The organism is Acetobacter papayae JCM 25143, from assembly GCF_000613285.1.
In the GTDB taxonomy this organism is placed as follows: domain Bacteria; phylum Pseudomonadota; class Alphaproteobacteria; order Acetobacterales; family Acetobacteraceae; genus Acetobacter; species Acetobacter papayae.
On sequence record NZ_BAIN01000023.1, the window covers coordinates 1 to 14,682 of the forward strand.

The window sequence follows — 14,682 nt, forward strand, 5'->3', positions numbered from 1 at the left end:
TCGCGCACTGCCTGGCGCTTGCGCGCCCGCTTAAGCTGTGGCAGCCGTCCTTTTCTTCTGTCTATGCTTGCATCTATTTTTCTTTACCCTAACTTTCGTTCAATAATGCGCGCGCCGCAAAATATTGAAGGAAAGAGGGAAATGCCCATTTTTGTTGACGGCCCAGAGCTCAGTAAACGTGTAAAATATGCGATGAACACTGCAAACAGCGCAAGCTTCGCTGTTGCCTTTTGGGGACGTGGCGCTGCCGACGAGATCGGCATACGCGAAGATGCATCGGTACGTATTATCTGTAATCTTGTGGGTGGCGGCACAAACCCAAGTGAAATTCGCAAACTCATTCAGCGGGGTGCCGAGGTAAGACAACTGAACACCCTTCACGCTAAAATCGGCGTAGTCGACACAATTAGCTTTCTCGGTTCTTCAAATATGTCGACAAACGGCCTTGGCAGTGATGGCTCACAATCTGGGTGGTTAGAGGCAAATATTATTTTTGAAGATGGTCATAATAAAATCGTCGAAATGTTTGAGGATTTTTGGACTAATTCAAAAGAAATAGAAGATAGTCACCTACGTCAAGCAGAAGAGGCATGGGCCGCCCGCGTGAAAAGTGACGCAGCAGTTGCGGCAATATACCGGGAACGTAATATTATTGACGTGTTGCGTTCCGCCCCCGAGCATCTTGATGCTCTAAATGTACGGATGGTCGTATATAATCAAGTCGTTTTGGAAGAAGATATAAATATAATCCAAAGCGCAGATGATGAAGCCAAGAGAAGATATGGTGATATATTCGATACTTACTGGGATTGGGATAGCATGGCAACCGAAGCGCAGGATGCGTATTTAGTCAATTTTGAACGACCGGCTCGCGGACAGATATCAGGAGGAGGCATCTACCGTAGAGATGTGAAAAAATTTCCTGACTTTCAGTTGAACGGACAGACATTCCACCCAGCATTTAAAATCAGTGATATTGAAGGGATAACGGTAATTCCAAGAGACGTAGCCGTAATTCGCGCTGCTTTCTATGCTTATGTTCGATCTGGCATGGTTGGCGAAGGAGACAATTGTTATAATTTTCCTCTTTCTGAATTAGCTCCTTATCTTGATTCTATGAAATAATTACATTTAAATTTATGAGTTTGTCGTTATTAAAAAAGTTCACTGGGCAACGCTCATCTCTTAACAAACATACTTGCGTTTCGTTCTACCCCGGCCCCACACTCTCCCCAAACGCGCCAGCGGGCATGCTCCAGCGTGAAGTCACAATCGGCCCGTGCCACTGGTGCTCCAGTGCGCGGGCCACAAGATCAGGTCTAGCCAGCGCTGCCCCATAGACCCGGCCCCTGTCGGCATACTGGTGCAGTCCACATTCACGCTTCATGGTGCAACCAAAACGCTGCTCCAGCACTGCCAGCGCAGCAAAACGCTCGGGCATGATGTGGCGCAGGGTTGCCGCCTGATCCACACTCATGAACACACACAGCGCACAGGAGAGCCGCCCGAAACCCAGTTGATAGGGAAGTGCGGGGATGACGCCATAGCGCTGCAGGATCGCCCAGATGGCAGCCTCGTTCCATGCGTGCACGGGCCGCCAGTGATCAACATGCCTGCACCGGCGCTGGCTCGCCCGCGTATCCGTGCGATGCGGGCCAAACACAGTATACCGCGCACGGTTCGGACTTTCTTCGGCCCGCTCCCCGGTGACGAACAGCGTACGCCGCCCCAGAAAACGATCCTGCGCGCGCAGGGCCATGTCGGCCACATCGATCTTGGCCGTCGCACTGCAATAGCGTGTGCTGAGGCTCGCACTGACCTGCGGGAAGCGCAGGCGGGTGCCAATGGGGCCTGCGCCGCCACGGCGCACGAGCTGCTGGGGTCTCACACAGAACGGCAGCGGTGGGCACAGCGTCGCGCAGGATTTCACCCTGCAATCCGCCCTCACGCCAGGACAGATAATAGGGCACCCCAAAATGCTGCGCCAGTGCGCGGACATAGGGCGTGGTGGAAGGCCAGTCCATAAAGGCCGCCCCCTGCCCGTCCACATCATGGTGCCACAGTTCCATCCGCTCCATGGGTGCGCCACAGTCCAATAGGTGGAGCAGGGCCGCCACACTGTCCTTGCCGCCACTACAGGCGACAATGATCCTCTCGTAGCTGTTAACGTCGATCTGCTCCATGGTGCAGCGCCTTTCAGGGGTGTGGTTTCATACTCGCTCCAGTATGCCGTCCGGCGTTGTGACGCCGGACGGCGGAGCGGAATCAGGCCGCGTCCCTGAGGGGGCTGTCTGCCTCCCTGATCGGGTCGGTCATGGGCATGTCGTCATTAGCCGGGGCCTCCTCCTCCCCTGCCCCACTGGTGGCCGCGAGATCGGCTTCGAGATCCGCCAATGCGGTGCGTTTCTCATCGAGCAGCGCCTTTTCACGGAACGGGACATCGAGACGCGTGAGGTAGGACGGAAGACGCCGGGCCGCCTCCTCGCCAATCCGCCGGGCCTCGGCCAGTTCGGCATCAAGACGCAGCACAAGGTTCTCGATCCGGGCCACCAGCCCCAGCGGTTTCGTGTCCTGGTCCACGGTGACATCCTCCGTTGCATGCGCGAAAGCGACAGACAGCCCGGCCTCCGTCACCAGCCGGTCCTCGCTAAAACGCTGGCGGCTGACGGCATCGAGCGTGACGGCGAAGCCCCCGAGACGTCCGAGCGTCCACCGGCCTTCCTGCGCGTTCCTGACGGCCAGACGGATCTGGGCCAGCAGGAACGCCCCGGCCTTCTCACGCTCGGTGATCACACCACGCTCGGTCTCGAAGCGGAACGCCTCGCCGCGTGTGGCCACACGGGCGGCCAGATCGGCCTCGATCAGCGGAATCCGGGCCTGCGCCCAGGCAATCTCACGCTCGGCCTGCTGGACTGCCCGGCGCACGGCGAACTGGTCGTCGTAATGGGCAGCATAGAGGCGTTCGAGCCGTGAGAGTTCCGCCTCCAGACCGGCTTTGTGCATGAGGCGCATATCCCCCGAGGCCAGCGCCTTGGCCATGGCGAACTGATTGCCTTCCCCATTCAGGTCTTCCACACGGCGGATGGAGCGGTCCCCGGACATGGCCAGAGCGATGAAGCGCAGCTTGCGTTCGAGCAACTGCCAGTTGGTGGCATCCACCGAGCCTTCCTGCGCATAGGCAAAAATCCGGATTTCCGGGTTCTGGTTGCCCTGCCGCTCGATGCGCCCCTCACGCTGGACGATGTCGGAGACCAGCCAGGGCACATCCAGATGATGCAGGGCCAGAAGCCGCTGCTGGGCGTTGACCCCGGTGCCCATGGTCTGGGTGCTGCCGATCAGGATGCGCTTGTGTCCGGCATTGAGATCGCCGAACAGGCGCTGCTTGGCTTCCGCCTTTTTGTAATCCTGCATGAAGGCGATCTGCTCGCGCGGCACCCCCATGCGGACCAGCTCGTCACGGATCCACAGATAGGCGGAGAAGCCCCGCTTGCCCTCGGCCCCCACCGTGCCCAGGTCCGAGAAAATCATCTGCACCGCACCCGGCACCGCATAAGGCTGGCCCGTCTCGGGATTGGTGTAACGGTTCTGCGCACTCTCTTCCCAGATGGCGAAGACATTGCGGATCATGAGGTCGAGCTTGCTGTCCTCCCCCTCCCCTGCCCGGCCCCAGCCAACAAAGCGCAGATCGAGGGCGGCATGGCGGGCATCCCCCATGACCGAGAGCAGGATGTCGTCGCCCTTCTGAGGCCTGCCGGTACGGTTCTCAATCGCCGTGATCCGCTCGGCCAGCGTCTTCTGATAGGCACGGAAGCGCGCATGAACAGGTGCCACGACAATCTGGCGGTGCCCACCGCGCACGGCTGGCAGGCTCACATAGCGGCGCAGATCGTCCTGCTGCACCACATCGGCGAAGTCACGATAGAGCGCCATGAGGTCCGCGACATTGACGAACTCGGTAAAGCGGGTCACGGGCTTGTAGAGACCACTGGGCTGGAGTTCGAGTTCGGTCCGGGTTTCCCCGAAATTGGCCGCCCAGGCGTCGAACTCATGCAGGCCGCGGCTGCGCAGGGCATCGAGCGCCATAAACCGCTGCACGGAGTAGAGTTCGCCCAGTGTGTTCGTGATGGGGCTTCCAGAGGCCAGCACCAGTGCGCGGCCGGGATTGATCCGCTCCAGATAGCGGGCCTTGACGAAGAGGTCCCATGCGCGCTGCGAGCCTTCCGGAGCCACGCCCTTGAGGTCGCCCTGATTGGTGGCGAAGCTCAGCTTGCGGAACTGCTGGGCTTCATCCACGAGGATCTGATCGATCCCCAGTTCTCCCAGATGCAGCAGATCATCCTTGATGGTCGCCAGCCCTTCGAGCCTGGCTTCCATCGTCTCCTTCATGTGCTCGATGCGTTTGCGCGACAGCCGGTCGTCTTTGTCTATTTCACAGAGCAGCGTCTCGTAGGCGTCGATCTGATCCTCGATCATGCTGCGCTCGAACGCCGCTTCCACAGGAATGAACTTGAAGGCGTCATGGGTGATGATGATCGCATCCCAGTTGCCGGTGCCGGCCCGCGCCAGAAAGCGCTGACGTTTGGCCTTGGCGAAGTTCGTCTCATCCGCCACGAGGATTTTGGCTGTGGGATAGAGCATCAGGAACTCGCGGGCCATCTGGGCGAGGCAGTGCCCCGGCACCACGATCATCGCCTTGCTGACCAGCCCCAGGCGCTTCTGTTCCATGACGGCGGCGCACATGGAGAAGGTTTTTCCCGACCCCACGGCATGGGCGATATAGGTGCTGCCCGCGGCGATGATCCGCCAGATCACGCGTTTCTGGTGTTCGCGTAAGGCAATGACGGTGCTCGCACCCGGCAGCTTCAGATGGGCGCCGTTGAACAGGCGCGGCACGAGGTTGTTGTAGGTGTCGTTATAGAGGCGCACCAGCCGGTCAGCCCGCTCGGCATCCTGCCAGACCCAGTTCTGGAACGCCTGCCGGATGGCGGCGAGCTTCTCCTTCGCGGCTTCGGTTTCCTGCGTATTCAGCACACGGGTATCGTTGCCGTTTGAATCCCTGACCGTATCCCAGATTTTGGGAGAGGCCTGTGTGAGCGCATCTTCAAGCAGCTCTCCGGCGTGACGGCGTTCCGTGCCCCAGACCGAGGTCGCTTCGGCCCGCCCGAAGAACGGTCGTTTGTCGACACTCCAGCAGGCCACCTCGGCGGTATGGTGGATGGTGGTCTCAACCCCCAGCACCTCGCGGGTGAAGGCCACGATGTCACTCACAGGCAACCAGGGCGCACCCAGACGCGCCGTAATATCGGACGGCCTCAGATCCTCAGGCTGGGCCCGTTCCAGTGCTGCCGCTGTGCGCGCGAAACGCGGGTCGCTCTTCGCGGCCTCACGGGCTGCCACGAGCTTGGTGCGCACGGCCCCAGACAGCAGCTCGTCCGACGCCACCCATACATCGCCACCGAAGCGCGAGGCTTCGGGATCGAGATAAACGGCCTCGCCCAGTTCGGTCAGCGCCTCATCACGCTACTGCCTGTCAGCTCAGCGATCAGGGGCAGATCGACACGCCCCAGGTCATGCAGGCAGACGGCCAGCGCGTCATGCGCGGAATGGATTTCTGGCTCGATCGGCGCATGGATGACGCGCTCGGTAAACAGCGGCCCCGGCCGTGCGGTCTGGGTCGCCTCATCATACTCTTCAATGGAAGAGACCAGCCAGACATCGGGATCATCATAGAAGGGCTGGAGGTTGGGCCTGCGGCGGCTTTCGGTTTCCTCGCCGGTGGTGGCGTTCACCCTGACGGTGGTGTTGGTGAGGTTGATCGGCCCGAACTGGCGGGTAAAGCTCTGCCAGGCCTGCCGCAGCCGATGCTGGTGCCGCCCGAAAGGCTGGTTGTCCATCTGGGCGCGTAGCACCGCCTTGGCCGCGTCCCGCACGGGGATCATGGCTTCGATGATGCGCGCATGCTTCTGGAACAGACCGTCTTTCTGCTCACCCTTGCGGATCGGCACTTCCTGACCTGCGCCACCAATGACCTGATGCAGGACACGATTGTGCAGATAATAGCTGCCTTCCTTCAGGTCGGCCCCTGAAGCCGCTGTGCCCACGGACAGCCCGTCCAGTTCGGGCCGCGTAATACGCTGCTCTACAGGGGGCAGAAACCGGCTTTCGGGGGCGATGCGGGCCAGAGCTTCCGGCAGGGCGGTTTGCAGATCCACACCCGCCACCGGCAGACAGCAGTAATCCAGTCCGAACTGACTGCCAGCCCATCCATGCTGGCCTAGCACCTGCGCGGGGTTATCAAGGAAATAGCGGTTGATCCATAACGGGCCGCGCCCCTCATCACTGTCAGGCACGACCGCCGTTTCCAGCCAGGCCTGATCGCCGGGCAGCTCACCGATCATGCGCTTGCGGAACACCAGCAGATCGAGCACGACCTCGGTACCGGCCTCAGCACTCATCGCGCCCGCGGGCAGACGCACAGCTCCCAGCAGGTCAGCCTCTTCGGCGATGTGCCGCCGCGCTTTTGGCTCGCTCTTGTCCAGCGTGTGGCGTGAGGTCACGAAGGCGGCAAAACCACCGGGGCGCAGGGCACTGAGTGAGCGCGCGAGGAACCAGTCATGGAGACTGAAGCCGCGCAGATCCCGCTGTTCAGGCGTGTTGACCAGACGGTTGGAGAACGGCGGATTGCCGATGGCCAGATCGTAGTCACTGGCGAGCGTGGCCTTGGTGAAGTCTTCCGACTGATCCACTGTTTGGGATAGAGCTTACGGGCGATACGGGCCGCGATGCTGTCCATCTCAATGCCGGTAAAGGCAATCCGGCCTTCGAGCCGTTCGGGCCTGAGGGCGATGAACTGCCCGATGCCGCAGCCGGGTTCCAGAACGGAGCCACCCTGAAAGCCACGCTTCATGAGCATGTCCCAGATGGCGGTGACTATATGTTCCGGGGTGTAATGGGCATACTGGGTGGAGCGGGCGAGGGCGGCATGCTCCGTCTCGCTACAGGCAGCTTCCAGCGCCTTACCAAGGCTTTCCCATCCAGCCCGATACGGCTCGCCGCCACGGGGGAAGAGGGCGTTGGCCAGTTCACCGGCCCCAAAGCCAATGAAACGGCTCAGCACAGCCTGCTCGTCGGGGGTTGCATTACGGTCTTCGGTTTCAAGCGTTCCCAGCAGCTTGATCGCCGCAATATTGTCCCGCGCACGGTCTTTCCAGCTGGTGGCAAGGCCACGGGTGCCCATCAGGCGGAAATCGGTCTGGGGGATGACCAGTGGGGTTTCTGCGACGGGGGAGGGGAGGGGCTGTCTTCGCCTTCAAGCTCCCCCCAGAACAGGTCTGAGGCGCCACTGAGGGACGAGGAAGAGAACAGGCTGAGCTGATCACCGAACAGGGACATGGAAGGCTCCGGACAAACGCCGAACGCCGCCTGCGTCTGGGACGAGGCGGTGATCGGGGAGGATGGGACAACAGCAGGGAAGGGGACTGAGCGCTGTCTCGCGTCAGATTTTCTTCTGCATGCTGTCTCCGGAACCGGGCCTGTGGGACGGGGGCAAAGGCGGCGCCTGCGCCGGGATCGGGCTGACTTCAGGCAGACCGACCCACCCTTTGCGCACGGCGCTCAGGCTGGTCGGAGTTTTTTTGTTGGTTGTTGACATCTGTCAACTTCGTTTCTGTTTTTAGTTGACAGATGTCAACAACACCATAAAATGCGCTATTATAATTCTTCGATACTATATACCGCACCCGGCGCATTGTGGCGCATGTTGATGAGGGAAACGACCTTGGCCGATATAAGCAATACAGATGATAGCAACACGCTTGACGTGCTACTGTCTGATCAAGCCCGCGCACTTTCAAGTCAGCTTCAAGCTCACCGGATGGAATTATTCCCTCCCATGGCGCAGAAAACTCTACGATCATTTCAAATTGGCGAGGTTGCGAAAATACTTGGGTTGAAGCCAGGATATTTGAGGAACCTCGCATTAGAAGGGAAAGGCCCCATTCCAGAAATAGGCAACGGTGGCCGTCGATCTTATAGCGCTGACCAAATACTAGAGTTGCGCGAATATTTGGACTCCAACGCGCGCAATGGTCGGAGATATATGCCGACACGCACGGCGACAGAAGAACTGCAAGTGATTGCTGTGGTGAATTTCAAAGGCGGAAGTGGAAAGACAACGTCAGCGGCCCATCTAGCTCAAGGATTAGCTTTAGATGGGCTGCGTGTGTTGGCGATTGATCTTGACCCACAAGCCAGCTTATCGGCGCTGCATGGCTTTCAGCCGGAGTTTGATGTGCATGAAAATGAGACATTATATGGCGCGATAAGATACGACGACAATCGACGTCCCATGTCGGAATTAATCAGGAAAACAAATTTCCCAGGGCTTGATATTGTGCCCGGGAATATTGAGCTGTCCGAATTTGAATACGAAACGCCACGGTTTTTGGCATCGTCTGATCAAGCTGGTGCGATCTTCTTTTCACGGGTCGATGCTGCGTTAGAAGACGTGCAAGATAATTATGATGTGGTCATTATCGACTGCCCGCCTCAACTTGGATACCTAACAATGTCTGCTGTGTGTGCAGCTACTGGGCTTCTTATCACAGTTCACCCCCAGATGCTTGACGTGATGTCCATGTGTCAATTCCTGCTTATGATGAGCGATGTAATGACACATCTACGGAATGCTGGGGGAAATGTGTCCTACAATTGGGTTCGATATTTAATGACCCGGTTTGAGCCTTCCGACGCGCCGCAAACGAATATGGCTGGATTTATGAGATCTCTTTTCGGAGATCATGTGCTCAAATTTCCCATGTTGAAAAGCACTGCAGTGTCTGACGCAGCGATAACCAAGCAAACAGTTTTTGAGATTGAGAGGCGGCAATTTACGGGCGCCACTTATGACCGAGCGCTAGAATCCGTGAACGCGGTGAATGGTGAGATCAGAGACCTAATTTTTAGCTCATGGGGAAGAAGTTAAGCCTCTCCTTCCTTTAGCTTTGTTGACATCTGTCAACTTCACCCAGTTAGAAGGTCTTCGATCATGGCAAGAAAAAACACGCTTGGCTTAATTCCTCCCATCGGTTCCTCAGACGCGTTGAATACCGCACAACATGTGCGGCCCTCGCAAACATTCAGAACAGGAGGAGCGTTAGGCTCGGTAGCAAAAAGCTTAGGCAGTTTAGCAGAAACTGCAAGCAAAGCAGATGAGTTAGAAAAAGCCCTGAAAGCAGGAACTGTTATTGTTGAGATAGATCCACAGCTTATTGACGACGCTTTCGTTAGGGATCGCCTTGAGACCAAAGATGATGGTTACGAGGAGTTAAAAGCAGCCATTGAAAAATCTGGGCAACTGAGTCCTATTTTAGTACGACCCCATCCAACTGTGACAGGCCGCTATCAAATAGCATTTGGTCACCGGCGGGTAATGATATGCCGCGAACTCCACCGTGCTGTTAAAGCATCTGTAAAGGACATGACCGACCACGAATTAGTGGTTGCTCTGGGCCAAGAAAACAGCATGCGAACGGATTTGTCATTTTTAGAACGTGCGTTGTTTGCCCAAAACTTGAACGCAAAAGGTTATGACAGAGCTACTGTCATGTCGGCATTGGGGGTTGATAAGACCCTGCTGTCACGCATGCTTACAATAGTCGAGAGCATTCCAGGTGCCGTTGTGGATTATGTAGGGCGGTCTCCGTCCATAGGAAGAACACGCTGGCAAGCTCTCAGCGATCTTTTCCGAGATCCAATCGTGGTTGAAAGATGTGTTCATTGGCTACAAACGGACCGAGCCAAGACAATCGTTCGCGATGACCGTTTTAAAGCGGTGCTAAAAGAAGCATCTAAAAAAGTGGGAGTTTCGGCTGCTTCTTCTGACAAGCAGAGCGACTGGGTTTCTGATGATAAAAATGTTTCTATTCAGTTTAGCTTACGAAAAAGTCGGGCAGTCATTGATGTTAATCCGGAAATGGGATCGACATTCAGCCAGTTTTTGATTGATGAACTGCCCGCTCTTTACAAGAAGTTTCAGAGTGGTGAAAATTAACGCTGGATAGGTGGAGGAGAGGGGGAGAGATATAGCCCCTTTTCGCTAATTCTTACTTTGGCTGCTCGATATGCAGCCAAAGCTAATGCCAGAGGCTCTTGGAATTCAGCTTTAAAAGATCGCAGCGTCTTAAATTCTCTGCCGAATTGGCGCCATAAAGCGGCCCATGAAACCAAGGCATCCGATTGCAGCGCATGGAGCCTAAATGCAAGCCACAAATAAGCGTCAATCGCTCGTGGGGATGTTTGTATGTCGCGGATCGCCGCTCGATCAACAAGTATTGGGTGCCGTTTAAGTTCATTGTAGAACGCCTCGGACAACACTATTTTTTCGATCATTCGTGTTGTACGCTTGGTTCTTGGGTCTACTTCGCCAACATATTTAAATGCTTCGACCAACCGTTCGTTTACCACTACGGCTTCTCGGTCGGTTCCAAATCGAAAATCTACGGTACATGTAGCTAGGCGCTCAATTTGTTCGACTAATTTCTTGGTTACAGGTCCGCCGCGACTTAATCCCAACCTATTAAGAAGTGCTGCCGGGCTTCTGCCGAGATTAATTTCTCTAGAGTTGTGTTCAAAGGCTTCAGACTGCCAGTCGATAAGCAGCAGCCGCGCAATCGAGCCTGATGGTACGGACAAATCCTCTCTGCTGTCGTCGTCACGCAGACGGACACCTGGCCTAACAAGAAGCTGTGCATAGTCGGTTTTGATCAACCAATCTTCACCTGGCTTACGTTCACGATGGGGTAAGCCAGCTAGACACCAAGCACTATAGCTATACCCGATCTCTGAAACGCCCTCGGCTTCTCGAACAAGGGAAGATGAAACAGCGTCAACAATTTTCCGGCCAGCCCTTCCGGCCAAAGCGTCGTACACGCTAGGTGGAGATGCGACGTCTCTGCCCGCTGAAAAATGGTCGACTATCTCAAGCGCTTTTTGAGTTCCGTGTTCTTCTACCAGCTTGTGTATGGATACAAACAAATCTGGATGCGGCGGGCATTGATCCATGTTGTTTCTCATTATGCACAATCTGACTGTTGCATAGCATGTGACTTAGTTAACGCAGATGTCGATGTGTTCATTGCTTACAGGCGAATGACTTGTGTTTTTTGCTTACGGTCTTCACTGTTGGTGTGTTCATTGCAGACGAAACAACCTTTTATTGTTCTATATTATTTATTGTTTCGTAGGCAAAAAACACGTGGAAAACATTACAACCTGCTGTTTTTAAAGCATTTCTAAAAATATCAGAATTAGTGCTGTCGGCAAAAAACACATGAGATCAGACGTGGGGTCACTACGAAACTATGTATCGTAGACAATTAACACATGGAACGTGGGGAAAAAAACTGTCGGCAAAAAACACTAACCATCATGGGATGAGTGCAGGCATTAAACACATAGGCGACGAATCGACTATGCAGATGATGGACAATCTATTGTCGGCAATAAACACAACTGACGTCGCTTTGCGGTTGCGCTACTCAACCAACGCATGCCCATCAAACGGATCTCCCAGTTCGAGGTAGTCTCCCAGAGCAGCGTATGTTGCGTGTCGCGCTAGGCGCTTGAGTTTAACAGGATGCGCACCAGCATCCATTCCGGTCGTCAGCGCCCCCCGTTTCAGGCTGTGCCCGCCAAAGGTCTTTCCTTCCAGACCGGCGGCACTGGCCCGAGCCTGGATGATGCGGGCGATCGAGCGATCTGTCAGAGGCTGCGCTCCAACAGCGCGCACGTCGTCTGGAAAAGCCACGGCTCCTTCTTTGCGGACGCGGCGAAAGACGGGGCCAGCCTGTATGCCTGACACGGCCAACCAGGCTCCGTATGCCTTTACCGGGCAATACTGGTCCTGAGTGTAGGGGAGGGCGATCTCAACGCCTTTGCCTTGCCTGTCGGCCTTGGACTGGGGAAGGGTGACAAGCAAGCCTTTACTGACCAAGGCTACATGGCGGATCTCGATGCTGGCCAGCTCCGAACGCCGGAACGCGCCATAAAACCCCACGAGAAGCAAAGCCCGATCCCGCATCCCAGATAGCTTGCTGAGGTCTATCGCATTGATGATTGTCGCCAGCACATCCTGCGTCGCCGCGGCCTTGCGGCGCGGCGTAAAGCCATCCCTTGCGGCGGTGCGCCTAATCCCCGTCATGGTTTCGCCGATAGCGGCGTCAGCGGTGGGAACGGCACAGCCTGCCAGACGGTGAAGATAGGTGATCGCGGCCCGTCGCAACTCCAGTGTTGCCGGAGCAAGGCCTCGACCTCTTTCGTCTGCCAGAAATGCGGCAATGTCGGCCGACCGTGCAGGGAGGCAGGGAAGGGCATGACGATCCGCCCAGGCACACCATGCCCGGACACCGGCGCGATAGGCTTTGCGTGTGTTATCTGCCTTGGCCTGTAAAGCGTAGGCTGAGGCACTATCGCGCGCGGTTTCAAGGGAGCCATCACGTTGAGGAACGGCTCTGCCCAGAGAGGCATCAAACCATCGTACAATGATGCCGGGCGTCTGGCCTGCTGGGGACGGCAGGGGAGGGGGCGTGTCAGATTGGGCGATAGCGTCGCTGTGTGCTTGTTTGTAACGTGCCAGAAAATACGGAGCTGAACTGAGATGCAGGGTAAGAAACAGTGAGGGGTCATCTGGTGCCACACCGATCCGCTCTGCGGCTAGTGCGCGGGCACGGGCCGCGAACGGCACATCATGAGCAATCGCTAGATCGTCTGTGTTGCTCCCGGCAAGTCTGATACCGGACAGGCGTAATTCCAGTCCTGGGGAGAAACGGGCTGTAGCAAGAATGTCCGGCAGCGTGTCGGCTACTGAACCTACCTCAGTCAGACGGTGTCGGGTAATCCGGTCACACCGGTCGAACAGGGTAGCGAACGCCCGATCTTTTCGACCGTGGACAATAACGTCATCCAGCATAAACGGAGCCTCGTGCTTGCTACTACCCTGTGTGTCTCACACTCAGTGTAGTAGCTCACGACGCTAAGCGGTTACCGTATTTTTCACAGCATGCCGTCTTTCTTGCAGACCGGCATGGGGAGAACGTAGAAGGTCAGCTTTCCAGAAAAAACTCGAATAGCTATCGCGACGACTCACTGCTGGAAGCTATGCATATGAAAGGAGGGACAAAACACCTAGGTAGATTGGTAACTCTGAACTGATCGGTACGCGTACCATAGACAATATTTAGCGCAAATCGCAAAAGTCTTTAAGCAGAATGAAGTGGTCCCATTCCTCAGGTCAGGCTGAGCTTATCACCCTGTCCAGAAAAAACGGCACAACTTTACCCTCCAGCTGGGTTGCAACCTCGATGAAGACGCTCAAATATCCTTGGCAAAATCCTCGTAGGCTGGAGGAAAATCGCCGATCCAGTCAGTGATGGACTTTGAGATAATAAGGTCGCGCCATTTCTTATACAGTTTTTCGAAAAGAACATTAGCTTCATCAGAATTCGCGTTTCCAAGAGCATTAAGTAATGGCGGACCGCTATTTTGGTTATAGAGAAATTCCAACAACGGCCAAACTACAGGTAAAATCGTTTTTAGGACATCTAATTCTGAATTGGATTTATTTGCTTCGAGGTGGTCAAATAAAACTGCAATTATGATTTTGAATCGGAATGATGTCGGAGGATGAGTGGAATTAAAACTAAAACTTGTCGTCTCCCAGTCAGCCTGACCTAACCCGCGAAAGCCGCAAAATAGGGCGTACAAGAAAAATACATAAGTAATTTGTCTATCCTGTTCACTTAGTATAGTAATCGCCTCTTTGGTTTCGTTGTCACTCAGGGTTTTATCCGTTCCGATAAGCATGTGGACCCACCGGTTGCTTGCGAATGTATCCGAATCAAGTTCGAGCGCTTGCATCGTTAGACGGTCTGGAGTTTCCGTGGAACTGCTTAGGAATTCATGGTGAGCGGCAAGGTGGCGGTACTCATGGTCGATAACAAATAAAAAGCTTACGGTAATCAAGGCTTGAACCAAGCTATTTCTCCGCTCGTTTTCGACCTGATAACTCGCAAAATCGTTGAGAAAGTTTTCTGGAGAAATGGATTTTAAATCAATTTTAGATGAGTAATTAGTTTCTTGGCTATTCACTTCGTCATTGAACCCCGAGAAAAATTCTGAGTTATGTCCAACTCTGTATGCATCCCATACCAGTTGTGCAATTAGACCGTCGTTTATTATAATATGGTTCCAGTTTGGCATGCTCGTTGACTTTGCTCCCAACGCACGATCCATAGAGATGTGTACATGCGTATTCTGCCAAATTTCGGGCCGCGTAAAATTTGAATTCACATAAATCCGTCGGTAGGCTATTGCAAGAAGACGGATGTATAGTGCCTTGAGAGGGCCGTCAGGCAATAAGTTGACATCAACAACCGCACCGATATCTTTGCGTTGTTTAAGTTCTTCTACAGGACTTAGTTTTTCGCTCATAGCGCTACATTACTCCCAATTATCCCAGTTGACTCTGGTCAAGTCAAAGCCACGGTTAGGCAGATGTTCTGTGTTAAGTGAAGTGACCGAACTAGCATTAATAAAGGCTCGGGCAGGAATAAGCCGCCAGAATCAGTTGGAGCGACCACGTTTGGCGTGACCCCCTTTTTGTATTCACTCAAAAGCAGAGTTCCC

The 14,682-nt window shown here is 55.1% G+C and carries 7 protein-coding genes and 1 pseudogene; 3 read left to right on the forward strand and 5 right to left on the reverse strand.

All coding sequences use genetic code 11. The features are described from left to right. The coding region (locus JCM25143_RS20750) for a phospholipase D family protein (protein WP_234395103.1) at positions 1–1,125 on the forward strand (1,125 nt) is incomplete at its 5' end. An 85-nt stretch (positions 1,126–1,210) separates the two neighbouring features. Here JCM25143_RS20750 and JCM25143_RS17800 read toward each other — a convergent pair. Together JCM25143_RS17800 and JCM25143_RS17805 are read right to left on the reverse strand one after the other, a co-directional pair. After that, positions 1,211–1,930: a phosphoadenosine phosphosulfate reductase domain-containing protein gene (locus JCM25143_RS17800; protein WP_234395104.1), complete on the reverse strand. Its 720-nt coding sequence runs from the start codon at positions 1,928–1,930 to the stop codon at positions 1,211–1,213. A gap of 335 nt (positions 1,931–2,265) precedes the next feature. Beyond that, positions 2,266–7,392, reverse strand: a pseudogene (locus tag JCM25143_RS17805) (DEAD/DEAH box helicase family protein). A gap of 370 nt (positions 7,393–7,762) precedes the next feature. Between JCM25143_RS17805 and repA the strand changes: the two are divergent. Both repA and repB read left to right on the forward strand, forming a co-directional pair. Beyond that, a complete protein-coding gene (gene repA / locus JCM25143_RS07520; RefSeq protein ID WP_051543059.1) occupies positions 7,763–8,983 on the forward strand; it encodes a plasmid partitioning protein RepA in 1,221 nt (406 codons plus the stop codon). A 63-nt stretch (positions 8,984–9,046) separates the two neighbouring features. After that, positions 9,047–10,051 carry a plasmid partitioning protein RepB gene (repB, locus tag JCM25143_RS21425; RefSeq protein WP_081773519.1) on the forward strand — a complete coding sequence of 335 codons (1,005 nt, stop codon included), beginning with the start codon at positions 9,047–9,049 and terminating at the stop codon, positions 10,049–10,051. On the opposite strand, the gene JCM25143_RS21430 is transcribed toward repB, so the two are convergent. The 3 genes from JCM25143_RS21430 to JCM25143_RS07535 form a co-directional block, all read right to left on the reverse strand. Continuing rightward, positions 10,048–11,061 (reverse strand): replication protein RepA, encoded by a 1,014-nt coding sequence (locus JCM25143_RS21430; RefSeq protein WP_081773522.1) that lies wholly within the window; start codon positions 11,059–11,061, stop codon positions 10,048–10,050. The two genes, repB and JCM25143_RS21430, sit on opposite strands and share 4 nt — an antisense overlap. A gap of 472 nt (positions 11,062–11,533) precedes the next feature. Next, positions 11,534–12,967: a site-specific integrase gene (locus JCM25143_RS07530; protein ID WP_025860599.1), complete on the reverse strand. Its 1,434-nt coding sequence runs from the start codon at positions 12,965–12,967 to the stop codon at positions 11,534–11,536. Between the two features lie 401 nt (positions 12,968–13,368). Next, entirely contained in the window at positions 13,369–14,487 is a 1,119-nt protein-coding gene (locus tag JCM25143_RS07535; protein WP_025860601.1) for a hypothetical protein, read from the reverse strand. Positions 14,488–14,682: the final 195 nt, after the last annotated feature.